The organism is Ruegeria sp. CE8, assembly GCF_056537465.1.
In genome coordinates, this window is sequence record NZ_JBQFRP010000004.1 from 160,185 (window position 1) to 184,121 (window position 23,937).

Below are 23,937 nucleotides of genomic sequence, written 5' to 3' on the forward strand. Positions count from 1 at the left end.
GGCTACAATCTGAAGAACCAGATATGCCGCGACGCAGCGAATTGACATATCCCGAAAATTGCGCTTTAGAGGCCGAGAACGTAATTTTGTTGCCCACTCAACTCATGAGGCCCAGCTATGACGCAGACGCAGAAAGATCGCCCCTGGCTCATCCGAACCTATGCCGGTCATTCAACCGCCAAAGCGTCGAATGCACTTTATCGCGGGAACCTCGCAAAGGGTCAGACGGGTCTTTCCGTGGCGTTCGATCTGCCGACTCAGACCGGATATGACAGCGATCACACACTGGCGCGCGGTGAGGTCGGCAAAGTGGGCGTGCCAGTTTGCCATCTGGGCGACATGCGGGTGCTGTTTGACGAGATTCCTCTGGAACAGATGAACACGTCGATGACGATCAACGCGACAGCCCCTTGGCTGCTTGCCCTTTATATCGCCGTGGCAGAGGAACAAGGCGCGGATGTCTCCAAACTGCAGGGCACTGTTCAGAACGACCTGATCAAGGAGTACCTGAGCCGCGGCACCTATGTCTGCCCGCCGAAGCCGTCGCTGAAGATGATCGCGGACGTGGCCGAGTATTGCTATACTAACGTGCCGAAATGGAACCCGATGAACGTGTGTTCCTATCACCTGCAAGAGGCTGGCGCGACACCGGAACAGGAACTGGCTTATGCGCTGGCCACCGCCATCGCTGTGCTGGACGAGCTGCGCCCCCGTGTCCCTGCCGAGGATTTTCCGGCGCTCTGCGGGCGGATTTCGTTTTTTGTGAACGCAGGCATCCGGTTTGTCACCGAAATGTGCAAAATGCGCGCCTTTGTCGACCTTTGGGACGAAATCCTGCAAGAACGCTACGGCGTCGAGGACCCAAAGTTCCGCCGGTTCCGCTATGGCGTTCAGGTCAACTCGCTGGGCCTGACCGAGCAGCAGCCGGAGAACAACGTCTATCGCATCCTGATCGAAATGCTGGCTGTTACTTTGTCGAAAAAAGCACGCGCACGTGCGGTGCAGTTGCCTGCATGGAATGAAGCGCTCGGTTTGCCGCGCCCATGGGATCAGCAATGGTCCATGCGGATGCAGCAGATTCTGGCCTATGAAACCGACCTTTTGGAATACGGCGACTTGTTCGACGGCAACCCGGCCGTGGACGCCAAGGTTGAAGAACTGAAAGAGGGCGCGCGCGCCGAACTGGCCAACCTGGATTCCATGGGTGGCGCGGTTGCCTCTATCGAGTACATGAAATCCCGCCTGGTCGATTCGAATGCGGAACGCCTAAATCGAATCGAGCGGAATGAAACCGTTGTCGTTGGCGTAAACAAGTGGATCGAAGGCGAACCCTCGCCACTGCAAACCGACGATGGCGGCATCATGGTCGTTGACCCGGCCGTTGAGCAGGAACAGATCGACCGCCTCAATGAATGGCGCACCGATCGCGACGATGCAGCCGTCGCGGCTGCGCTGTCTGCACTGCGCGAAGCGGCGCAGACCGGAGCAAACGTCATGGAGCCCTCGATCGCGGCAGCCAAGGCTGGCGTCACCACCGGTGAGTGGGCCGAGGAAATGCGCAAGGTCTACGGCACCTATCGGGGACCGACAGGCGTATCCGGGTCGGTTTCAAACAAGACCGAAGGGTTGGATGACCTGCGCGCCGCCGTGGATGCGGTCAGCGACAAGCTGGGTCGCCGCCTGAAATTCCTGGTGGGGAAACCTGGTCTGGATGGTCACTCGAACGGCGCCGAACAGATCGCATTCCGCGCACGCGATTGCGGCATGGACATCAGTTATGAAGGCATCCGCCTGACGCCTGAGGAAATTGTGACTGCCGCTGCCGAAGACGATGCCCACGTGATTGGCCTGTCGATCCTGTCCGGAAGTCATATTCCGTTAGTGCAGGATGTCATGACCCGCCTGCGCGACGCAGGTCTGGACCATATCCCGGTCGTTGTCGGCGGTATCATTCCCGATGACGATGCGGCAAAACTCAAATCCATGGGTGTCGCGAAAATTTATACGCCCAAGAATTTTGAGTTGAATGCGATCATGGGCGACATTGTTACCCTGGTCGATCCTCAAAACCTCGCTGCTGAATAACAATTCGGCATTTTTTCTTCCTGTTTCTATCCCCTGAATAAAAGGGGATAGATAATCCCTTTCTTTGGAATTACGGTGTGCCATCGGGGACACCGTCAATTTACCAATGGAGAAGAATGGTGGGGACAAATCTTGAAAAACTGTCGCGCAAGGAATTGCTGGAATTACGCGATCAGGTCGAAAAAGCACTGGTAAACGCCGAAAAACGCGAACGGAAAGAAGCATTACAGGCCGCAGAAAAAGCGGCGGCGGAATTCGGGTTTTCTTTGTCAGAACTGGCAAAAGACTCACCGCTTTCCACCAAGGGCCAGAAATCAAATGCGAAATACCGCAATCCGGCTAATCCAAAACAAACATGGTCGGGTCGGGGACGTAAACCGCAATGGATTCACGATGCGTTGAAATCCGGCGCTGATATCTCGGATTTGGAAATCTGAGATCTAATTGGAACTGATCCCAAAATGACAATTCATATTGGCGCCGAAAAAGGCGATATCGCAGAAACAGTTCTTTTGCCCGGCGATCCTTACCGGGCAAAATGGGCGGCCGAAACGTTTTTGGAAGACGTAAAGCAGGTCAACGACGTGCGGGGCATGCTTGGCTTTACCGGAAACTGGAAAGGTAATCCCGTCACAATTCAGGGCAGCGGTATGGGAATGCCGTCCTTGTCGATTTACGTTAACGAGCTGATCCGGGATTTCGGAGCTAAAACGCTGATTCGCATCGGCTCTTGCGGCGGAATGCAAGACAGCGTCAATGTCCGAGATGTCATCCTTGCGATGACCTCGACCACGCTCAGCACGCCGTCACGCGGTATCATGAAAGAGCTGAATTTTGCGCCCTGTGCCGATTGGGGCCTGCTACAGGCCGCGGCTCAGGCTGCGGCTGCCAAAGGTACGCCAACCCATGTCGGCGGCATCTATTCGTCTGATGTGTTCTACGATGAGCGCCCCGACCTGAACGAGCAAATGGTGCGGCACGGCATTCTAGGGGTCGAGATGGAAGCTGCCGAGTTGTATATCCTCGCGGCACGCCACAAGTGCCGGGCACTGGCGGTTCTGACCGTTTCCGATCACTTGCTGACCGGAGAAGCGTTGCCCTCCTCTGAGCGCGAGCGCAGCTTTGGGGATATGGTTGAAATCGCCCTTCAGGCGGCCTTTCCAGCGTTGCAGTAAGATCGCGCAGGGTGGGAAACCACCCTGTCCACATCCTACTTGTCCTTCAGACAACGTTTTGGCGTGTCAGCTCCCTGTTGCTGCGCGCCGCAAAACGCACAGACCCAAACACCTTCTTTCCGGTGTTGCCGCCAGCGGCAATCGCGGGTCAATGTTGACGTGCGAGACCGCCACAAAAAGTAAACGAATACACCGCCAGCCAGGATGAGAAGCAAAATGGGCATGCCAAATGCATGGCCCATTATTATTGCTTACCGCAAGCCTAACGTCGCTTTAAGCAGCGTTTGCGTATTCGAACAGTTCTGCTTCGCGCTGATCTTCCATCGCCGCAGGGGCGGGCGAGTAGTAAGCCCAAGCTTGATTCAGCAGCTCCAGCGCTTCGGCAGGGCTTGTCTTGGATTGTGGTTCTTGATTTTGCATCGGAGCGGTTCCGTTTTCGGTAACATCACTCCTCCCTGATCGAAAGATAGCTCGGATCGGGGGGCGTCGCATTGCATAAATTTGCAATCTCGGCATGCGCTCGCCGCAAGGCGGCAAGCGCATGATTTCAAATCGCTTTAGACTGCGCGATCGACCATCATCTTTTTGATTTCGGCAATCGCCTTGGCCGGGTTCAAGCCCTTTGGGCAGGTCTTGGCGCAGTTCATGATCGTATGGCAGCGATAAAGTTTGAAGGGATCTTCCAACTCATCCAAACGCTCGCCCGTTGCTTCATCCCGGCTGTCGATGATCCAGCGATAGGCATGCAGCAGCGCTGCGGGGCCAAGGTAACGATCCCCGTTCCACCAATAGCTCGGGCACGAGGTCGAGCAGCTGGCGCACATTACACATTCATACAGACCATCCAGCTTTCTGCGATCCTCTATGGATTGCTTCCACTCTTTTGCGGGACGGTTCGTCTTGGTTTCCAGCCACGGCATGATGCTTGCATGCTGTGCATAAAAATGGGTCAGGTCGGGAATCAGGTCCTTAACCACCGGCATGTGTGGCAACGGATAGATCTTCACGTCTCCCTTGATCTCATCCATCCCGTAGATGCAGGCCAAGGTGTTGATCCCGTCGATATTCATCGCGCAGGATCCGCAGATCCCCTCGCGACAGGAGCGCCGGAACGTCAGCGTCGGGTCGATCTCATTCTTGATTTTGATCAGCGCATCCAGAACCATCGGGCCGCAGCTGTCCATATCGACAAAGTAGGTGTCTACGCGAGGGTTTTGGCCATCGTCCGGGTTCCAGCGATAAATCTGAAACTTGCGAACGTTGGTCGCGCCTTCAGGCTTGGGCCAGGTTTTTCCGGTCGTGATCCGGGAGTTCTTTGGCAGGGTGAGTTGTACCATTTCCGACCTCGCTAAAATCCCGCTAATAGATATACTCCGCAGCGCAGAAAGCCAACCTTTAACCTTGAAAACACCCAAGAAAATTAGGCAAATTCACCTTTACAATCCCGCTTAGCGCAAAGAACGTGCAGGCTTAGAGAATGGCAGGGTACAGGACCGCAAATGCCGACAAAAGTCGTCAACATACCCTACGGAAAAAAGAACCCATATCAGGATATGATGTATTCGGCTTGCGGGCCGGAATTCAGCCTGACTGCTCCCCGAAATGCACCTCTTTCCGAGTTTGCGAAGGCTGACTTTCAGCCCGAGAACGGAATAATTCACATTCATTGGGACGACCGCCTGTTTCCTGAGCCAGAATTCGGGAGGCCCGAAACTTCATTCCATGCTGCTCGCATCGGCCTGAAGCAATACCAGGCAAATGGCGGCCGCCTGATCTGGACCATTCACAACCAGTTTGCGCATTCTGAAGAAGGAGAAACGATCCATTTTCGAGAAAACCGCCGGCAACTGGCGCAGATTGTCGATCTGATTCACGTCCACACTCCCCATGCCGGCCAACATATGGTTTCCGAATATGGTGCCGACCCGGAAAAGCTGCGGCTGATCCCGCACCCCAGCTATTTGAGTGTTTACGAGCCGGCGGTGCAGACTCTGCAGCGGCCAATGGCCATTCGTGATCACACCCGGTTTTTGACTTTTGGCACTATGCGCAGCAGCCGTGAACTGGACAGGCTTCAGCATGCGTCTAAAAAGCTGACCAATCGCGGTTACGAATTTCACTTGTCGGTCGTTGGGAGGGTTTTTCCATCTGGGCGGCGATTGATGCGTCGCATGCAAGCGAATCCCAATATATCGGTCGTACCAGATCGTATTCCCGACGATAAAATTCCCAGCGTGTTTTCCCAGGCGCATGCCTACATGCTGCCGTCGACCACAACGTTTACTTCCGGCACAGCCATGCTGGCCCAGACTTTTGGCCTGCCGATAATTGGCCCCGACATCGAACCGCACAAGCAGACAACTCCGGAAGCTTGTCATGACCTGCTTTACCCAGTCGAAAATCCAAGAGGTTTGATCCGGACCATGATCCGAGTAATCGGAATGTCGGAAGAAGAACTTACAGAAAAGAGGCAGGCGTGTCTCGATTTCGCTGAGAAACGGCACCCAGATCGAGTGTCCAATGACTTAAAGCGCGCCTTGTCGGAACTGGTTTGATTTCATTGAATTCTCACTCGACGGCTTAAATTGCGCGACCGGTAAAACAGTAGATTCACACAGAACCGCTTTAGGTGAACCTGGTTTTCTGCTGGTACTTCACCCGCTCGTTCAAAATAAATGACGGGTATCAACCTGATCAATGAGGGATCCCACTGCCTGCTGCAACATCTCTTCCCGCATTGGGTTTGACGCCATTTTAACTCTGATCATCGTCGTATTTCTCTTTGATGCCGTCGAAACTGACACAATCCTTTCAGTTTTTGCCCGTTTCGAAACGCTTGTCTTAATCAAGCTGCCAAAGAATGCAGGAAGGCCGCAGACAAGAAATCTGCGGCCTTCAGTTTTAGTCGATTAGCACACCGAGCACTCAATTTGCGTGAGGCTCAATCCAATGCTTCCGCTTTGTCAGAACGTCCGCGCCTTGGGAGCGATTTTCTTCAGGCTGATGCCGCCTTCATCCTCGGTTGTCAGCGGATCAACAATGACCGGGCGATAGCTGAGCTCGACCTTGTTGCCATCAACGCGGGATACTGTGTGAACGCGCCAGTTTTCGTCGTCGCGCTCGGTGTAATCCTCATGCGCGTGGGCACCGCGGGATTCCTTACGCGCTTCGGCACCAACAATGGTGGCCAGAGCACTCGGCATCAGGTTGGTCAGTTCCAGCGTTTCCATCAGGTCGCTGTTCCAGACCAACGAACGATCGCTGACTTTCAGATCGTCCATCTTGGCGGCGATCGCCGTCATTTTCTCGACGCCTTCAGCCATGGTCTTGGCAGTCCGGAAGACGGCGGCGTCTTCCTGCATGGTCCGCTGCATCTCAAGCCGCAGGTCGGCGGTCGCGATTGCGCCGCTGGCGTTGCGAACAGCGTCGAAGCGATCAAATGCCTTGTCGACCGAGGCCTGGTTCAGCACAGGGTTCGGTGCGTCGGCATCAACAACCTTACCGGCCCGGATCGCGGCCGCACGGCCGAACACCACGAGGTCGATCAGCGAGTTCGATCCCAGACGGTTCGCACCGTGCACCGAGGCGCAGCCAGCTTCACCCACAGCCATAAGGCCGGGAACCACGGCCGTCGGATTTTCGGGGGTTGGGTTCAGAACTTCGCCCCAATAGTTCGTCGGGATACCACCCATGTTGTAGTGAACAGTCGGCAGAACCGGGATCGGCTCTTTGGTGACGTCGACGCCCGCAAAAACGCGCGCCGATTCCGAAATACCCGGCAGACGTTCGGCAAGTGCTTCGGCCGGCAGGTGGCTGAGGTTCAGGTGGATGTGGTCACCGTTGTCACCATGCCCACGACCTTCGCGGATTTCCATGGTCATCGAACGAGAGACATAATCGCGGGGCGCAAGGTCCTTGTACTGGGGCGCGTAGCGCTCCATGAACCGTTCGCCTTCCGAGTTGGTCAGGTATCCGCCCTCACCCCGGGCACCTTCGGTGATCAGGCAGCCAGACCCGTAGATACCGGTCGGGTGGAACTGAACGAATTCCATGTCCTGCAGGGCCAGACCGGCGCGGGCTACCATGCCACCGCCGTCGCCAGTGCAGGTATGAGCCGAGGTGGCGCTGAAATAGGCTCGGCCATAACCGCCGGTCGCCAGCACCACCATCTTGGCGTTGAAGACATGCATTGTGCCGTCGTCCAGCTTCCAGCAGACGACACCCTGACACTGCCCGTCTTCGGACATGATCAGATCAATGGCGAAGTACTCGATGTAAAACTCGGCGTTGTTCTTCAGCGACTGACCATACAGCGTGTGCAGGATTGCGTGGCCAGTCCGGTCGGCAGCCGCGCAGGTCCGCTGTACCGCAGGACCTTCACCGAACTCGGTGGTGTGGCCGCCAAAGGGGCGCTGATAAATTTTGCCTTCTTCGGTCCGGCTGAAGGGCACGCCGTAGTGCTCCAGCTCGTAAACCGCCTTGGGCGCCTCACGCGCGAGGTACTCCATTGCGTCGGTGTCACCGAGCCAGTCCGAGCCCTTGACGGTGTCATACATGTGCCACTGCCAGTGGTCCGGACCCATGTTCGACAAGGACGCGGCGATACCGCCCTGTGCGGCAACGGTGTGTGATCGTGTCGGAAAAACCTTGGTTACACATGCCGTGCGCAAACCCTGCTCGGCCATGCCCAGAGTTGCCCGCAGACCTGCCCCGCCGGCACCTACGACGACCACGTCGTATTCATGCGTTTCGTATTCGTATGCAGCTGTCATTTATCTATTTCCTTACCGCGCGTTTCACAGAGCCAGCTTGATCAGGGCGAACAGCCCGGCAGCTATCAATGTGTAGCCAAACGCCGCGACGGCCATGAGGCTCAGCTTTTCTGCAACACCGTGGACATAGTCTTCGATCGCAACCTGCGTCTCACGTACCAGGTGGATGATGACGACGACCATTGTCAGTCCCGTCACAATCGCCGGGAAGGGACGGCTGTAATAGGCCAGAACTTCCTCGTAGGATCTGCCCAACCCGTTTGCGAAGACGAAAACAAACAGCGGTACAAGAAAGACAAGAGCCGCCGAGCTGACCATCATCTGCCAGTGGTGATGTGTGCCTTCTCCGCCGGCACCGGTTCCCTGCGCGCGTTTGCGGTCAGTGAGATAATTCATCGCCATTCTCCTTAAACCGCAATTGCCGTGATGAATGCGAGGACGGTTGCCAGCACCAACATGCCGATCCCCAGCTTTTCGGAGATCCGGACATCTACGCAATATCCCAGATCCCAGATCACGTGGCGCAAGCGGCCCAGCATGTGATAGAAGATCGCCCAGGTCGCGGCGAACATCACCAGATCACCCAACCAGCTTCTCATCAGCCCGTCGATGAAGTTGAATGCCGTCTCGGATGTTGCGGCTGCCAGGAACCACCAGACGACAAAGAATGCGATCACAAGTGACGCAATGCCGGTGATCCGCACAAGGATCGACGTCACCGAGGTCAGCTGCGGGCGATAGATCGTAAGATGAGGTGAAAGAGGGCGATTGCCCCGATTTACATCGGCCATGTTGGCTCCTTTACGGTTGGCTTCCGAAGGTTTTACCGTTTTTTGCGGTTCTGTCACGTGCTGCAGATGCAAAAAAGCCGATAATTGACGCAAAATGACGGATATTTGCAAATTGTGATCACACAAAATAAACACGTGATCACAAATACAATCCACCCCCAGGAATGTTAGCGCCTGCAGTTCCGAATCTGCAATGCGACTACTTTAATTCAGCGGTTTGCTGGGTCACTTCCCTCAACAATTTCTTACGAATACGTTCGGGATAGTCGGCGAATCCCGAGGCTGAAACGACAAAGGCACCCTCACCAACGATGACGTTTTCAAAGAAATACGCGGTCAGATCCGGTTCGCTTTCCTCGATTGCGATTGCGTTCACCGTCACCCCCCGCGTCCGCAGAATTCTGTGCACTTCCGATGGCTCGACCCCTTCGTTGGACACCCCATCGCCCGATATATCAATCAGGTGCCTTGTGCAGTGAGAGACCTCATCGAAGCTGGACATGGTCATTTCCAGCGCCTCGCCAATCGCAGTGGAGAAGTTGCGCCAGACCCTTGGATCGCGGGCCACTTTGTCGGCAAACTGATCAATCGCCTCGAAACTGTCGATACGCGTCCACGGGACCGTGACTTTTTGCCGAGACGACCCGGTCCATTGCACGAGCATCACGTGGGCCTGCCCACGCACAAGCGCCTCGGACACGATCGGATCGCGCAACCCGGCAGCAAGGCCGTCCATCTGGATCCGATATTCGGTGGAATCAACTGAGCCGGAAACATCCACGGCCAAGGCCAAAGCCAGATCGCACGCATAAGCAGGTGGCGTCAGGCAAAGGCAGGCAGCTATTGAGCGAAACAGGTCCATGAACGCAGCCTAGCACGATTGTCACTGGCTGCGTTCAAATGAATGTCAGCGCGGGCGTCAGATCGGCATCAAAGCCCAATAATCCAGATCAAGCAAAACGTTCGGCAGGTATCGACCTTCCTCGTTTTTAAGCTCGAATGGCTCTCCGCCCTTGGTAGCGACCAGTCGCAACCGCATTGCTCCAACGCCTGGAACCCCGGTATCGGCCTTGTCCAGAACCTCGGACCAGGCCTTGATTGTATCGCCCGCGAAGCAAGGGTTGGCGTGTGCGCCGCCGTTCAGGCCGACGATCATTTGCGCATTTGCCAGACCGTTGAACGACAGGGTCCGCGCCATTGAAATCACATGACCGCCATAGATCAGGCGACCATCCGGGCGGAAGGTCAGGTCGAAATGCACCTTGGCAGTGTTCTGCCACAAGCGTGTGGCTAGCATATGCTCGGCTTCTTCGACGGTGACGCCATCGACGTGATCAATGGTCTCACCGATCTCGTAGTCGCCCCAGCGATGCGCTTCACCCGCCTGCGCAAAGTCGTACTGCGAGAAATCGAGCCCCTCGGACACCACCAAATCCTGCGGGGCCAACGCTTTTTTCAGCTCGGGCACAACGGTTTCGGGCGCAGGCGCATCCAAGGCCGATTTCCGCACCATGACCCAGCGCACATACTCAATCACGACCTCGTCACGCTGGTTCAGACCGCGCGTACGGACCCACATAACTCCAGTCTTGCCGTTCGAGTTCTGTTTCAGGCCGATGACCTCGGATTCCGAGCGCAGCGTGTCGCCGGGATAGACCGGCTTAAGCCAGCGGCCCTCGGCATAGCCCAGATTGGCCACGGCATTCAGCGAGACATCTGGTACGGTCTTGCCAAACACGACATGAAACGCCGCCAGATCATCAATCGGGCTCTGCGGCAGACCACAATTCCGGGCGAACTCGTCCGAGGAGTAAAGCGCGTGTCGCGCTGGGTAGAGCGCATGGTACAGCGCCCGCTCGCCATTGGTCACCGTCCGCGGCACCGCATGGTGCAGGACCTGACCTATGGAGTAATCCTCGAAAAAGCGGCCCGGATTGGTTTTTGCCATTATTGCTGTCCCAGTTTCATGTCAGGTAAATAGTCGGCCTCGACCTCTTTGGTCACAGCCTGTGCGCAGCGCATCATGCGGCTGTTTTCGTCATAAGCGTAGGATGGGTCGCCATACAGCTCCCACCCTTTTGCCAGCGCATCTGACACTTTGTGGCAGAAAGCGGATGTGTCTTCCTCGGTCAACAGACGATAAAGTTTTGCCATGATGTCAAATCCTTACGAGGGGAACGGTGACGGACCGACCAACCCGTGAATGTATCCGATAACGCCCAGCAGCACGATCGAGGCCACAAAGAACATTGCGTCCTTGCCATAGGTTCCGGCTTCGCCGGGCGTCCAGTCGGGCTCGGCGCGGTTGATTGTGATCACCTCAACCACGGCCCAAGCCAGAAGGCCACCAAAGAGGATGATCGAGGCCAGATCGCCATTAACCAGCAAATGCGCGAAAGCCCACAACTTGAACCCGCCCAGCATTGGGTGGCGGACTTTGTTCAGCAAGCGTCCTTTGGTTCCGGCGGGGCTCATCATGAAGATCGCGATCAACACCAGCAGGTTGTTGATGTGAATCATGAAGCTCGGCGGTGCCCAGACGTAGATGAAATCGGTCATACGATAACCGAAGATCATCAACAGGATCGACGCCACCAGCGCCAGCGCGACCGCGCCCTTGCCTGCGTCGCCCATTGCCGCGCGCTGCGCTGGCATCACGCGTTTGAACAGATGTGCGGCCCACCATAGTGCCACACCAAGAATGAGAAGAACAAAGCCCATGCTGGCTTACCCCGCTTGCAAAGCTGTAATCGCCTCCGCTTTTGCCAGAATTTCTCGGGCAGTTACAACGTGCAGGTTTTCAACGATTTTGCCGTCGACCACGGCAACGCCCTGCCCTTGCGCTTCGACCTCTTCGAACGCGGCGATCTGGCGGCGGGCCAGATCAATCTCAGTCTCGGAGGGCGCATAGGCTGCGTTGGTCACGTCGACCTGCGCGGGGTGGATCAACGTTTTGCCGTCAAAGCCCATGTCGCGGCCCTGCGCGCATTCGGCGGCCAGACCTTCAGCGTCTTTAAATGCATTATATACGCCGTCGACGATGATCAGCCCCTCGGCCTTCGCAGCCAGCAGGCACAGGCCCAACGAGGTCATCAGCGGCAGGCGATCCGGACGGAAGCGCGTTTGCAGTTCCTTGGCCAGATCGTTGGTTCCCATGACAAAGCCTGCCATTAACGGATGGGCGGCGATCTCGGCGGCGTTCAGCATCCCGCGCGGGGTTTCCATCATCGCCCAGATCGGCAGGTCTCTGGTAATGGCAGCCAACGCGTCCACATCCGCAGCAGAATTCACCTTAGGCAGCAGAACAACGTCGGCGTCCATCTCACGCACAGCCTCGGCATCGGCGCGGCCCCACTCGGTGTCCAGCCCGTTGATGCGGACAATCTTAACCCGCTCGCCATAGCCACCCGCAGCCAGAGCCGCCTTGAGCGTTTCACGCGCATTATCCTTTTCGTCAGCGGCCACCGCGTCTTCGAGGTCAAAGATGATTGCGTCCACAGGCAAAGAGCGGGCCTTATCCAGCGCCCGGTCTTTTGAACCGGGGATATACAAAACAGAGCGATAGGGGCGCTGGCGCGGGTCCATTGGCTTCTCCCAGAGAAATAAAGTTGCGCGGAATGGGGCATTTTTTGTCGGAAAGTTCAAGCGCAAAATCGCCGCATTGCAGCATTTACGACGCAACGTGCGCTCACTTAACCGAATTTCGGCCTCCGGTCTCCACCCTGATCGCAGGTGGAATCGGAAAGGTTCAGAGATGAAAAAGACGCTGTACAAGATGACAATGGGCCTGGGAATCATGGTTTTGGCCGCGCAACAGGTTCACGCTCGCAACTGTGCGCCGCGTCATGAGGTTGTAAAACGGCTGACCGAGACCTACGGCGAAACGCGTCAAGGTATGGGCATCGCACGCCAGGGCGCCGTGATGGAGGTCTACGCTTCGAAACAAAGTGGTAGCTGGACCATCACGGTGACGCTCCCCGACGGGATGACATGCCTTGTGGCATTGGGACAGACCTATCAAGCGATGGCTGAAGCCTTACCGGCAAATGTCTGATCAGGTCAGCGCGTCCCAGATCAGTTTGCTGCCAGTCAGGGTCAGCAGAACATAGGCAATGCCGAAGAACACGCGTTCGGGCAGCATGAAATGCGCCCGGACGCCCAGCCAGGCACCAAGAACTGCGAAGGGTGCCAACAATAGATCAGCCCACGCAGTGTGCCATGTGAACATGCCGAGATACGCATAGGGCACAAATTTCGCGATGTTGATGACCCAAAAGACCAGAACTGTACTGGCCTGAAACTCGGTTTTCGACAGGCGCTGCGACAGTAGATACACGGCGGCGGGCGGACCGCCCGCATGGCTGACAAAGCTGGTGAACCCGGCGACAAGGCCCGCAAACAACCCGGCAGGCGGCGGAAGGCGATTAGCAAAACCACGAACCCAGCCGTTAGTCTGGGCGACATGCCACACGACAAAACCTACTGAAATGCAGCCAATAAGCAGGCGCAGCAGATCGTCATCCGTGGCGCGGAACAACCACGCCCCCAGAACTACGCCCGGAATGGCACCCAGCATCAGAAGGCGTGAATCCGGCCAGCTCCAGCGTTTCCAGTAGGGTCCAAGGGTGGCGACATCGATCACCATGAGGATTGGCAACATCAGGGCAAGCGCCTGCCCGGGATCCAATATCAAAGCCAGAATCGAAGAGGACGCAAAGGCCACGCCCGAGCCAAACCCGCCCTTAGAGATACCAGCAAAGATCACCGCCGGGATCGCCACAGCAAAAAACATCAGGTTCAATTCGAACATGCGGCGTCCCGGTTTAGGCTTGTGTCACTGGCCGTTTAGCGCAATCAGACCGGCCTGCGCAAACTGTATGCGGTTGCATGCCGCGCCGCTGAACCCTTGCGCGAACGCCATTTACCGAATAGCACAACCGCGATTCCAATTCCGACCGGAGATTTTCCAAATGGCCAGACCCAAGATTGCGCTGATCGGCGCGGGGAACATCGGCGGCACGCTTGCGCACCTCGCAGCTGTCAAAGAACTGGGTGACGTTGTCCTGTTCGACATCGCAGACGGACTGCCGCAGGGCAAGGCGCTCGACATCGCTGAATCCGGCCCTTCGGAAGGGTTCGACGCCGCTATGTCCGGCACCAGTGACTATGCCGATATCGCAGGCGCGGACGTCTGCATCGTGACCGCTGGCGTAGCCCGCAAACCGGGCATGAGCCGCGATGACCTGCTGGGCATTAACCTGAAAGTCATGAAGTCGGTTGGCGAAGGCATCGCAGCCCACGCACCCGACGCGTTCGTGATCTGCATCACCAACCCGCTGGACGCGATGGTGTGGGCTCTGCGCGAATTCTCGGGCCTGCCGCACAACAAAGTCTGCGGCATGGCAGGCGTTCTGGACTCGGCTCGTTTCGCACACTTCCTGTCGGAAGAGTTCAACGTTTCTATGCGCGACGTCACCGCCTTCGTTCTGGGCGGCCACGGCGATACCATGGTTCCTTCGGTTCGTTACTCGACCGTTGCTGGTATCCCGCTGCCCGATCTGGTCGAGATGGGCTGGACCACGCAGGACAAGCTGGACGCTATCGTTCAGCGTACCCGTGACGGCGGCGCCGAGATCGTTGGCCTGCTGAAAACCGGTTCTGCCTACTACGCGCCTGCGACTTCGGCGATCGAAATGGCCGAAGCGTATCTGAAAGACCAGAAACGCGTTCTGCCTTGCGCCGCCTATTGCAGCGGCGAGCTGGGAGTCGACGGCCTCTATGTCGGCGTTCCAACCGTGATCGGCGCCGGTGGTGTTGAGCGTATCGTCGACATCAAGCTGAACGAAGACGAACAGGCTGGCTTCGACAACTCGGTCAACGCCGTTAAGGGCCTGATCGAAGCTTGCAAGGGCATCGACGCCTCTCTGGCCTGATCTACCTGTTGCCAAACAATGGAACCCGGTTCACCGTAAGGTGGGCTGGGTTTTGTTTTGGATAATTGCTATGTCGCCTCAGGGTTTTGTAATTGCTGCTAGCGGTGAGCAGTACATAGAAACCGCGGTTGAAGCAGCGGTGTCGCTGAAGGCTGCGATGCCCGATGTTCTGGTCGACCTGTTCACCGATATCGAAGGCGCACCCGGAACCGAAGTGTTCGACCAGACCCACTTGCTGGAGAAAAGTTGGTTCCGCCCCAAGTTCGAAAGCCTCGTGCGGTCACGGTTCGACAAAACGGTCTATCTGGATGCCGATGTCCGGTGCCTGGCCGATATGTCCGACATCTTCACTGTTCTCGACCGCTTCGACATTGCGATGGTGCACGATCCTCTGCGTAATTCACCGCATGCGCAACGCATTTGGAAAACCGCCCTGCCCAACGCCTTTCCGCATCTGAACGGTGGCCTCGTTGGTATTCAGGCGTCAGACAGCGTTCTGGAGTTTCTGAGCGACGTGCAGGAGACGATCATCGCCGAAGATCTGAATTCCGATCAGGCTCTGATCCGCGAGAAACTCTTCGACAGCGACCTTCGTCTGGCCGTTTTGCCTCCGGAATACAATTTCCTCGACTACCGGCAAGCCGAGATGTTCGGTTTTTTGCACAGCGCCCCGCGCCTGCTGCACCACTACAAATTTCACAGCCGACATGACAAACGTCTCGATAGCGCGCGCTCGGTTGTTGGACTGGTTGGGCCCGATCTCGAACGCCACTTGCGCGCGTTGATCGCGGCAGATGCCCAATTGACACCGGGAACGACGAAAAAGGTGCGCCCATTGGTCGACAAAGGCGTGCTGGGCAAGTTGCGTAAACTGATTATGGCGGTCAAAAAGGGAATCGTGCGCTTGCGACGCAGCTAGGATTTAGTTTAGCGCTAGCTGAAATCTGTCTTTATTCTAAAGGGCGTTGACCGCAACGAATCAAGAGACGGTCCCCTCACGCATTTTGTGATCACACGCGAAAAAACTGTGATCACAAACAGTGAAAATCTTCGTGAAATACCGCTCTCCTTTCAAAAAAGCCTTTAAACTTGCCCCCTACAAACCCCTATAACGGTTTAATCGTAGTCAGACAGGACAGTTTCGATGAACATTCACGAATATCAGGCCAAAGCGCTTCTTCGCAGCTATGGCGCTCCGGTCTCCGAAGGTCGCGCGGTTCTGCGCGCCGAGGAAGCCAAAACCGCAGCCGGTGAACTGGATGGCCCTCTGTGGGTTGTCAAAGCACAGATCCACGCAGGTGGCCGCGGCAAAGGCTCGTTCAAAGAGGCCGACGCCGGTGAAAAGGGCGGTGTCCGTCTGACGAAATCGGTCGAAGAGGCCGCCCAAGAAGCCAAGAAGATGCTGGGCCGCACTCTAGTCACCCATCAGACCGGCCCCGCAGGCAAGCAGGTTAACCGTATCTATATCGAGGCCGGTTCGGGTATCGAGCGCGAGCTGTACCTGGCTCTGCTGGTTGACCGCCAGACCAGCCGCATCTCGTTCGTGTGCTCGACCGAGGGCGGCATGGACATCGAAGAAGTGGCCGCAGCGACGCCCGAGAAAATCCTGTCCTTCTCGGTCGATCCCGCGACAGGCTATCAGCCCTATCACGGCCGCCGCATCGCGTTCTCGCTGGGTCTGGAAGGCGCGCAGGTCAAGCAATGCGTCAAACTGATGAGCCAGCTCTATGCAGCCTTCGTCGAGAAGGACATGGAAATGCTGGAGATCAACCCTCTGATCATTTCGGACAAGGGCGACCTCAAGGTGCTGGACGCCAAGGTCGGCTTTGACGGCAACGCGGTTTACCGCCACCCCGACATCGCCGAACTGCGCGACACGACCGAGGAAGACCCCAAGGAACTGGAAGCCAGCAAATACGACCTGAACTACATCGCGCTGGATGGTGAGATCGGCTGCATGGTCAACGGTGCGGGTCTTGCAATGGCGACGATGGACATCATCAAGCTGTATGGTGCCGAGCCTGCCAACTTCCTCGACGTGGGCGGCGGCGCCACCAAAGAGAAAGTGACCGAGGCGTTCAAGATCATCACCTCGGACCCACAGGTCAAAGGCATTCTGGTCAACATCTTCGGCGGCATCATGCGCTGTGACGTCATCGCCGAGGGCGTTGTCGCCGCGGTGAAAGAGGTCGGTCTCAAGGTTCCGCTGGTCGTGCGCCTGGAAGGCACAAATGTCGAGAAAGGCAAAGAGATCATCAACACCTCTGGCCTGGACGTGATCGCGGCGGACAACCTGAAAGACGGTGCCGAGAAGATCGTGAAGGCCGTGAAGGGCTAAGCCCAATTCCGTGGAGTGGGTTTCGCCCCACTATTCCGAAGAATTCTGGCAGGCCTTGGCCCGCCTAAAACAGGAGAACGCCAAATGGCAGTCCTCATCGACGAAAATACCAAAGTGATCTGTCAGGGCTTTACCGGCTCGCAGGGCACATTCCACAGCGAACAGGCCATCGCCTATGGCACCAAGATGGTTGGCGGTGTGACCCCAGGCAAAGGCGGGATGACCCATCTCGACCTACCCGTGTTCAACTCGGTTCACGAAGCCAAGCATGTGACCGAAGCCAACGCGAGCGTGATCTATGTGCCACCGCCCTTCGCAGCGGACTCGATCCTCGAAGCGATCGATGCCGAGATGGAAGTGATCGTCTGCATCACCGAAGGCATCCCGGTTCTGGACATGATGAAAGTGAAGCGCGCGCTGGAAGACAGCAAATCGCGCCTAATCGGCCCGAACTGCCCCGGTGTCATCACGCCCGACGCCTGCAAGATCGGCATCATGCCCGGCCACATCCACAAGCGCGGCTCGGTCGGCGTTGTCTCGCGCTCGGGTACCCTGACCTATGAGGCCGTCAAGCAGACCACCGATGTGGGTCTGGGCCAGTCCACCTGCGTCGGCATCGGTGGCGACCCGATCAAGGGCACCGAGCATATCGACGTGCTGGAATGGTTCCTGGCCGATGACGAAACCGAGTCGATCATCATGATCGGTGAAATCGGTGGCTCGGCCGAGGAAGAAGCCGCACAGTTCCTGGCGGATGAGGCCAAGAAGGGTCGCAAGAAGCCGACCGCCGGTTTCATCGCAGGCCGCACAGCCCCTCCGGGCCGCCGCATGGGCCACGCGGGCGCGATCGTCGCCGGTGGCAAAGGTGGTGCCGAGGACAAGATCGAAGCCATGCGCTCGGCTGGTATCGTCGTGGCCGAAAGCCCGGCGCAGCTGGGTGAGGCTGTGTTGGAAGCGATTGGGTAAACACTCAATGCCAAAGAGTACGCAAGCATTCAATTTGACGAGGGCAGCCTTTGGGTCGGCCTTTGGATGCTTGCGTACAGTTTTCTTTTCTGCATTTTTTTCAGCGTTGAGCAGCGTTGCAACGGCTGAAGAGTTTTCGCTATCCGAACTAGAAACCTTGATCGACCTTTGCGTCGATGAAACCGATCTAAACTTTGAAAATCGTCCCGGTCTGCGGTCGCTAGATAGCAACTCCAAGTTTTCGGAAGTGCTATTGGACGAAGCCGAGCAATTCGCTGAAACGAGTAAAGCAAAATTATTGTTTCCAGAGGTAAGATGGCTCTTTGATCCTGAAGTCAGCAACAGTCTTCGGGCAGATATTCCCGAAGCAATGGCCAGAAAACTCCAACTTGATCTGGCTTTGGAGTACAACCTCAAAAATGTTAGGCGGCAGATTGAAGCCCACGCCAAGCTGAAAAGCTCTAATTCGCGCGATGGAGAGTGGAATGACTTTGGCATCGTTGGAGGCAGCGCTTGGTGGTATTCGAAAGAGGTCTCCGTCATTTGGAAAGACAGCGGGTTTATTGTCCCCGGCTCAGTTTGCGAAATTTTTGGCGTACCTGCTCAAATTGCGCGAAAATTTGTGGATGGCACAGAATGGCGCTTCGAAACCGAGAACCGGGGGCCTTTCACCTTATATACCGCGACAAAGAAGGCGTTCGCTCCCACGTCTCGAACGCTTGTCAGGTTAATTACTGGTGTTGGGAAGAAGCACCGTCTTCCTTCAGCCATAGTTGCGGCGATAGAGATCGAACCGGGGTTCGCGTCGGAAACGGATTCGGGCGAATGGGTTATCATAGTATCGGACAGCAGATATCATGACCTTCTCTGACGCCATACGCACCTGTTTCTCCAAGTTCTTCACCTTCTCGGGTCGTGCCTCGCGGCCCGAATACTGGTTCTTTTTCCTGTTCATCGTGATCTGGAACATCATCGCCGGGATCATTGACTGGCAGTTTTTCACGCAAGTCTCGGTCAGCCCGAGCGATGAGGTGAAATCCGTCACTGCCACGTCCTCTGCGCCGGTGCAAAGCATCGTCGGCCTGATCGTCTTTTTCCCGCATCTGGCCGTCGCGTGGCGGCGGATGCATGATACCGGGCGCAGCGGGCTTTACGCTCTGTTGCCGATCCTGCTGATCGTCGGGGCCGCTGGTGTTCTGATCTTTGGCATTGGCCTTGCCTCCAGTTTTCAGCACGGCGGCAATCTGGACATCCTGTTCACCCGCGCCACTTTGCTGGTCGTCCTTCCGACACTGCTTGTTTTGTTTGTGTCGCCCCTCCTGGTTCTGTGGTGGCTGACCCGCCCCAGCCAACCAGGCACCAACCAATACGGTCCCAACCCACATGAGGTAGCCCAATGACCGAACATACGCCCAACTCTGCCTTTCATGCCTCAAGCTTTATGCAGGGGCACAATGCGGAATATCTGGAGCAGCTCTATGCCCAGTATACCAAGGACCCGAACGCGGTGGATGCCGCCTGGGTCGAATTCTTTCGGGCGATGGGTGACGCCACACCGGATGTGCAGCGCGAGGCTGAAGGGCCGTCCTGGGCGCGGAGCGACTGGCCTCCGATGCCAGCGGATGACCTGACGGGCGCGTTGACGGGCGAATGGGCCGAGATTGACGCCAAGGCGGCGGGCAAGAAGATCAAGGACAAAGCGGCGGACAAAGGCGTCGCGGTCAGCGAAGATCAGGTCAAACGCGCAGTGCTGGACAGCCTGCGGGCCCTGATGCTGATCCGGGCTTATCGGATCCGCGGCCATCTGGCCGCCAATCTGGATCCGCTGGGTATGCGCGCCGCCAGCACACACCCCGAGCTGGACCCCAAGACCTATGGCTTTACCGAAGCCGACATGGACCGGCCGATCTTTATCGACAACGTGCTGGGCTTACAGATGGCCAGTATGCGCCAGATCGTCGAGATCGTGAAGCGGACCTACTGCGGTACATTTGCGCTGCAATACATGCATATCTCTGATCCCGAACAGGCCGCGTGGCTGAAAGAGCGGATCGAAGGCTACGGCAAGGAAATCGCCTTCACCAAGGAAGGCCGCAAGGCGATCCTGAACAAGATGGTCGAGGCCGAAGGTTTCGAAAAGTTCCTGCACGTCAAATATATGGGCACCAAGCGGTTCGGTCTGGACGGCGGTGAGGCCCTGATCCCCGCGATGGAGCAGATCATCAAGCGCGGCGGCGCCTTGGGGATCAAGGACATCGTCATCGGGATGCCGCACCGGGGCCGTCTGAATATCCTGGCCAACGTGATGAGCAAACCTTACCGCGCGATCTTCAACGAATTCCAGGGCGGCAGCTTCAAGCCCGAGGATGTGGACGGGTCGGGCGACGTAAAATACCACCTTGGCGCGTCCAGCGACCGCGAATTCGACGGCAATAGCGTGCACCTATCTCTGACTGCGAACCCCTCGCACCTTGAGGCGGTGAACCCGGTGGTTCTGGGCAAGGTCCGCGCCAAGCAGGATCAGCTGAACGACACGGACCGTACCGCGGTGATGGGCATCCTGCTGCATGGCGACGCGGCCTTTGCCGGCCAAGGTGTAGTGGCCGAAGGCTTCGGCCTGTCGGGTTTGCGCGGTCACAAGACCGGTGGCACCATGCATATCGTGGTCAACAACCAGATCGGTTTCACCACCGCGCCGCACTTCTCGCGCTCCAGCCCGTATCCCACCGATATCGCGCTGATGGTCGAGGCACCGATCTTCCACGTGAACGGCGACGACCCCGAGGCCGTGGTCCACGCCGCCAAGGTCGCGACCGAGTTCCGTCAGAAGTTCCACAAGGACGTGGTCATCGACATCTTCTGCTATCGCCGGTTTGGTCACAACGAGGGCGACGAGCCCATGTTCACCAACCCGATCATGTACAAGAAGATCAAGACACATAAGACTACGCTGTCTCTGTACACCGAACGCCTGGTCAAGGATGGCCTGATTCCGGAAGGTGAGATCGAGGACATGAAAGCCGCCTTCCAAGCGCATCTGAACGATGAGTTCGAAGCCGGCAAGGATTACAAGCCCAACAAGGCCGACTGGCTGGACGGGCGCTGGTCGCATTTGGACAAGAACAAAGAAGAATACGTGCGCGGCGAAACCGCGATCACTCCTGACACTCTGGCCGAGATCGGCAAGGCTCTGACGCACGCGCCTGAGGACGTTGCCTTGCACAAGACTGTGGGTCGTCTGCTGGATCACAAGAAACAGATGTTCGACAACGGAAAGGGCTTTGACTGGGCGACCGGTGAAGCGCTGGCCTTTGGCTCTTTGCTGACCGAAGGCTTCCCGGTTCGCCTGTCCGGTCAGGACGCGACACGCGGCACGTTCAGCCAACGCCACTCGGGCTTTGTGCACCAGGAAAACGAAGAGCGGTATTACCCACTGAACAACATCCGCGAAGGTCAGTCGAAGTACGAAGTCATCGACTCGATGCTGTCCGAGTATGCAGTGTTGGGCTTCGAATACGGCTACTCACTGGCAGAACCCAATGCACTGACCCTGTGGGAGGCGCAGTTCGGCGACTTCGCCAACGGCGCACAGATCATGTTCGACCAGTTCATCAGTTCGGGCGAAAGCAAGTGGCTGCGGATGTCCGGTCTGGTCACCCTGCTGCCGCACGGTTTCGAAGGGCAAGGCCCCGAGCACAGCTCGGCCCGTCTGGAACGGTTCCTGCAGATGTGCGGTCAGGACAACTGGATCGTGGCAAACTGTACGACGCCTGCGAACTACTTCCACATCCTGCGCCGTCAGCTGCATCGCACGTTCCGTAAGCCGCTGATTCTGGTGACTCCAAAATCGCTGCTGCGTCACAAATTGGCGGTCAGCACGGCCGACGATTTTACCACCGGCTCCAGTTTCCACCGGGTGTTGTGGGATGACGCGCAAAAGGGCAATTCGGACACCAAGCTGGTCAAGGATGACAAGATCAAGCGCGTCGTAATGTGTTCCGGCAAGGTCTATTATGACCTTCTGGAAGAACGTGACGCACGTGGTATCGACGACGTCTATCTGCTGCGGATCGAGCAGTTTTATCCCTTCCCGGCGCATTCGCTGATCAACGAACTTGAACGTTTCAAGGGCGCAGAGATGATCTGGTGTCAGGAAGAACCCAAGAACCAGGGTGCCTGGACCTTTATCGAGCCGAACATCGAGTGGGTTCTGACGCGCATCGGTGCCAAGCATACACGGCCGCACTATGTCGGCCGCGCCACATCGGCTTCACCCGCGACGGGTCTGGCCAGCCAACACAAAGCCCAACAAGAAGCGCTGGTCGACGAAGCGCTGAGCATTGAAGGAAAATAATCGATGTCCATTGAAGTTCGAGTTCCCACGCTTGGCGAATCGGTCACCGAAGCCACGGTTGCGACATGGTTCAAGAAACCCGGCGACGCCGTTGCCGTGGACGAAATGCTCTGTGAGTTGGAGACCGACAAGGTCACCGTCGAAGTCCCCTCGCCCACCGCTGGCGTGATGGGCGAGATCGTCGCCGCCGAAGGTGAAACCGTTGGTGTTGATGCGCTGCTGGCGACCATTGCTGCTGGTGAAGGCGCCGCGCCCACCCCTGCAGCTGCCCCGGCCCCGGCGGCTGCGGCGGAACCAGCCGCCTCCGGCGGAAGTGTCGACGTTATGGTGCCTACGCTAGGCGAATCCGTGACCGAGGCCACCGTTTCAACATGGTTCAAGCAAGTTGGCGACAGCGTCGCGCAGGACGAAATGCTATGCGAACTGGAAACCGACAAGGTTTCGGTCGAAGTTCCTTCTCCGGCTGCGGGCGTACTGGCTGAAATCGTGGCACCCGAAGGAGCCACAGTGGATGCGACGGCCAAGCTGGCGGTCATCTCCGGCGCGGCGGCAGGAGCAGCAGCGGCCCAGGCGGCAGCTACAGCAGCACCGGCAACGGCGGCCAGCACCGGCAAGGACGTTGCCAACGCGCCGTCCGCCGAGAAAGCCATGGCAGAGGCTGGTCTTTCGGCAGATCAGGTTACCGGCACTGGTCGCGATGGCCGCATCATGAAAGAAGACGTGGCCCGCGCGGTTGCAACGGCAGCGGCCCCGGCGCCTGCTGCAGCAGCACCCGCGCCCGCCGCACCGACACCGCGCGCTCCGGTCGCGGCAGAAGATGCATCGCGTGAGGAACGCGTGCGCATGACCCGTCTGCGCCAGACCATCGCTAAGCGTCTGAAAGATGCTCAAAACACCGCCGCGATCCTGACCACCTATAACGAGGTGGACATGACTGAAGTGATGGCTTTGCGCAATCAGTACAAGGACCAGTTCGAGAAGAAGCACGGCGTCCGTCTGGGCTTTATGTCCTTCTTCACCAAGGCTTGCTGCCACGCGCTGAAAGAGGTTCCCGAGGTCAACGCTGAGATTGACGGCACCGACATCGTCTACAAGAACTTCGTACACATGGGCGTTGCTGCCGGTACACCGCAGGGTCTGGTGGTTCCCGTCATCCGTGACGCCGACAGCATGTCCTTTGCCGCCATCGAAAAAGCGATCGCCGAAAAGGGCAGACGTGCCCGCGATGGCAAATTGTCCATGGCGGAAATGCAGGGCGGCACCTTCACCATCTCGAACGGTGGTGTCTATGGCTCGCTGATGTCCTCGCCGATTCTGAACCCCCCGCAGTCGGGTATTCTGGGCATGCACAAGATTCAGGACCGTCCGATGGTCATCAATGGTGAGATCAAGATCCGCCCGATGATGTATCTGGCGCTGTCCTATGACCACCGGATCGTGGACGGCAAAGGCGCCGTGACGTTCCTTGTCCGTGTAAAAGAGGCGCTGGAAGACCCGCGCCGCCTGCTGATGGATCTGTAATC

24 protein-coding genes are annotated in these 23,937 nt (G+C 57.4%); 13 read left to right on the plus strand and 11 right to left on the minus strand.

Annotation, left to right across the window (positions count from 1 at the left end; genetic code table 11):
- Nucleotides 1–117 precede the first annotated feature (117 nt).
- The 3 genes from ACR0AA_RS09210 to deoD all read left to right on the plus strand — a co-directional run bounded on the left by ACR0AA_RS09210 (nucleotide 118) and on the right by deoD (nucleotide 3,260).
- Nucleotides 118–2,085: a methylmalonyl-CoA mutase family protein gene (locus ACR0AA_RS09210; RefSeq protein ID WP_480664114.1), complete on the plus strand. Its 1,968-nt coding sequence runs from the start codon at nucleotides 118–120 to the stop codon at nucleotides 2,083–2,085.
- Nucleotides 2,086–2,201: 116 nt separating this feature from the next.
- On the plus strand, nucleotides 2,202–2,522 hold the full coding sequence (locus ACR0AA_RS09215; protein ID WP_480664393.1) for an H-NS histone family protein: 321 nt from the start codon (nucleotides 2,202–2,204) through the stop codon (nucleotides 2,520–2,522).
- A 24-nt stretch (nucleotides 2,523–2,546) separates the two neighbouring features.
- Nucleotides 2,547–3,260, plus strand: a complete 714-nt coding sequence (gene deoD / locus ACR0AA_RS09220; RefSeq protein WP_480664115.1) for a purine-nucleoside phosphorylase — start codon at nucleotides 2,547–2,549, stop codon at nucleotides 3,258–3,260.
- A 273-nt stretch (nucleotides 3,261–3,533) separates the two neighbouring features.
- Here the strand turns inward: deoD and ACR0AA_RS09225 are convergent, their stop codons facing one another.
- Together ACR0AA_RS09225 and ACR0AA_RS09230 are read right to left on the minus strand one after the other, a co-directional pair.
- Nucleotides 3,534–3,680: a hypothetical protein gene (locus tag ACR0AA_RS09225; protein WP_480664117.1), complete on the minus strand. Its 147-nt coding sequence runs from the start codon at nucleotides 3,678–3,680 to the stop codon at nucleotides 3,534–3,536.
- Between the two features lie 137 nt (nucleotides 3,681–3,817).
- Nucleotides 3,818–4,597, minus strand: a complete 780-nt coding sequence (locus tag ACR0AA_RS09230; protein ID WP_480664119.1) for a succinate dehydrogenase iron-sulfur subunit — start codon at nucleotides 4,595–4,597, stop codon at nucleotides 3,818–3,820.
- A 216-nt stretch (nucleotides 4,598–4,813) separates the two neighbouring features.
- On the opposite strand from ACR0AA_RS09230, the gene ACR0AA_RS09235 reads away from it, so the two are divergent.
- A complete protein-coding gene (locus tag ACR0AA_RS09235) occupies nucleotides 4,814–5,815 on the plus strand; it encodes a glycosyltransferase family 4 protein (protein WP_480755890.1) in 1,002 nt (333 codons plus the stop codon).
- Nucleotides 5,816–6,223: 408 nt separating this feature from the next.
- On the opposite strand, the gene sdhA is transcribed toward ACR0AA_RS09235, so the two are convergent.
- The 8 genes from sdhA to ACR0AA_RS09275 form a co-directional block, all read right to left on the minus strand.
- A complete protein-coding gene (sdhA, locus tag ACR0AA_RS09240) occupies nucleotides 6,224–8,032 on the minus strand; it encodes a succinate dehydrogenase flavoprotein subunit (RefSeq protein ID WP_480664123.1) in 1,809 nt (602 codons plus the stop codon).
- Nucleotides 8,033–8,056: 24 nt separating this feature from the next.
- Nucleotides 8,057–8,428, minus strand: a complete 372-nt coding sequence (sdhD, locus tag ACR0AA_RS09245) for a succinate dehydrogenase, hydrophobic membrane anchor protein (protein WP_480664124.1) — start codon at nucleotides 8,426–8,428, stop codon at nucleotides 8,057–8,059.
- A gap of 11 nt (nucleotides 8,429–8,439) precedes the next feature.
- Nucleotides 8,440–8,823 (minus strand): succinate dehydrogenase, cytochrome b556 subunit, encoded by a 384-nt coding sequence (gene sdhC, locus ACR0AA_RS09250; protein ID WP_480664126.1) that lies wholly within the window; start codon nucleotides 8,821–8,823, stop codon nucleotides 8,440–8,442.
- A 199-nt stretch (nucleotides 8,824–9,022) separates the two neighbouring features.
- Nucleotides 9,023–9,685, minus strand: coding sequence for a DUF1194 domain-containing protein (locus ACR0AA_RS09255; RefSeq protein WP_480664128.1), 663 nt, complete (start codon nucleotides 9,683–9,685; stop codon nucleotides 9,023–9,025).
- A 57-nt stretch (nucleotides 9,686–9,742) separates the two neighbouring features.
- Nucleotides 9,743–10,771, minus strand: coding sequence for a MaoC family dehydratase (locus ACR0AA_RS09260; RefSeq protein WP_480755891.1), 1,029 nt, complete (start codon nucleotides 10,769–10,771; stop codon nucleotides 9,743–9,745).
- Nucleotides 10,771–10,977, minus strand: coding sequence for a DUF1737 domain-containing protein (locus ACR0AA_RS09265; protein ID WP_480755892.1), 207 nt, complete (start codon nucleotides 10,975–10,977; stop codon nucleotides 10,771–10,773). The genes ACR0AA_RS09260 and ACR0AA_RS09265 overlap by 1 nt, the downstream gene beginning before the upstream one ends.
- A gap of 12 nt (nucleotides 10,978–10,989) precedes the next feature.
- Complete coding sequence (locus ACR0AA_RS09270; protein ID WP_480664133.1) at nucleotides 10,990–11,544, minus strand: NnrU family protein; 555 nt, start codon at nucleotides 11,542–11,544, stop codon at nucleotides 10,990–10,992.
- Nucleotides 11,545–11,550: 6 nt separating this feature from the next.
- On the minus strand, nucleotides 11,551–12,408 hold the full coding sequence (locus ACR0AA_RS09275) for an HpcH/HpaI aldolase/citrate lyase family protein (RefSeq protein ID WP_480664135.1): 858 nt from the start codon (nucleotides 12,406–12,408) through the stop codon (nucleotides 11,551–11,553).
- A gap of 169 nt (nucleotides 12,409–12,577) precedes the next feature.
- On the opposite strand from ACR0AA_RS09275, the gene ACR0AA_RS09280 reads away from it, so the two are divergent.
- Entirely contained in the window at nucleotides 12,578–12,877 is a 300-nt protein-coding gene (locus ACR0AA_RS09280) for a hypothetical protein (protein ID WP_480664137.1), read from the plus strand.
- Here ACR0AA_RS09280 and ACR0AA_RS09285 read toward each other — a convergent pair whose 3' ends face one another.
- Complete coding sequence (locus tag ACR0AA_RS09285; RefSeq protein ID WP_480664139.1) at nucleotides 12,878–13,633, minus strand: sulfite exporter TauE/SafE family protein; 756 nt, start codon at nucleotides 13,631–13,633, stop codon at nucleotides 12,878–12,880. It lies immediately after the preceding gene.
- 160 nt (nucleotides 13,634–13,793) lie between these two features.
- Between ACR0AA_RS09285 and mdh the strand changes: the two genes are divergently transcribed.
- The 8 genes from mdh (at nucleotide 13,794) to odhB (ending at nucleotide 23,935) form a co-directional block, all read left to right on the plus strand.
- Complete coding sequence (mdh, locus tag ACR0AA_RS09290) at nucleotides 13,794–14,756, plus strand: malate dehydrogenase (protein WP_170427021.1); 963 nt, start codon at nucleotides 13,794–13,796, stop codon at nucleotides 14,754–14,756.
- Nucleotides 14,757–14,826: 70 nt separating this feature from the next.
- The gene (locus ACR0AA_RS09295) at nucleotides 14,827–15,675 is read left to right on the plus strand and encodes a hypothetical protein (protein WP_480664141.1); all 849 of its coding nucleotides are present in this window, start codon (nucleotides 14,827–14,829) and stop codon (nucleotides 15,673–15,675) included.
- Between the two features lie 225 nt (nucleotides 15,676–15,900).
- Complete coding sequence (gene sucC / locus ACR0AA_RS09300; RefSeq protein WP_480664143.1) at nucleotides 15,901–17,094, plus strand: ADP-forming succinate--CoA ligase subunit beta; 1,194 nt, start codon at nucleotides 15,901–15,903, stop codon at nucleotides 17,092–17,094.
- 84 nt (nucleotides 17,095–17,178) lie between these two features.
- A complete protein-coding gene (gene sucD / locus ACR0AA_RS09305; protein ID WP_480664145.1) occupies nucleotides 17,179–18,060 on the plus strand; it encodes a succinate--CoA ligase subunit alpha in 882 nt (293 codons plus the stop codon).
- Nucleotides 18,061–18,067: 7 nt separating this feature from the next.
- Entirely contained in the window at nucleotides 18,068–18,931 is an 864-nt protein-coding gene (locus ACR0AA_RS09310; RefSeq protein WP_480664147.1) for a hypothetical protein, read from the plus strand.
- Nucleotides 18,918–19,460: a DUF805 domain-containing protein gene (locus ACR0AA_RS09315; protein WP_480664149.1), complete on the plus strand. Its 543-nt coding sequence runs from the start codon at nucleotides 18,918–18,920 to the stop codon at nucleotides 19,458–19,460. The genes ACR0AA_RS09310 and ACR0AA_RS09315 overlap by 14 nt, the downstream gene beginning before the upstream one ends.
- The gene (locus tag ACR0AA_RS09320) at nucleotides 19,457–22,414 is read left to right on the plus strand and encodes a 2-oxoglutarate dehydrogenase E1 component (protein ID WP_480664151.1); all 2,958 of its coding nucleotides are present in this window, start codon (nucleotides 19,457–19,459) and stop codon (nucleotides 22,412–22,414) included. The genes ACR0AA_RS09315 and ACR0AA_RS09320 overlap by 4 nt, the downstream gene beginning before the upstream one ends.
- 3 nt (nucleotides 22,415–22,417) lie before the next feature.
- Entirely contained in the window at nucleotides 22,418–23,935 is a 1,518-nt protein-coding gene (gene odhB, locus ACR0AA_RS09325; protein WP_480755893.1) for a 2-oxoglutarate dehydrogenase complex dihydrolipoyllysine-residue succinyltransferase, read from the plus strand.
- Nucleotides 23,936–23,937 lie beyond the last annotated feature (2 nt).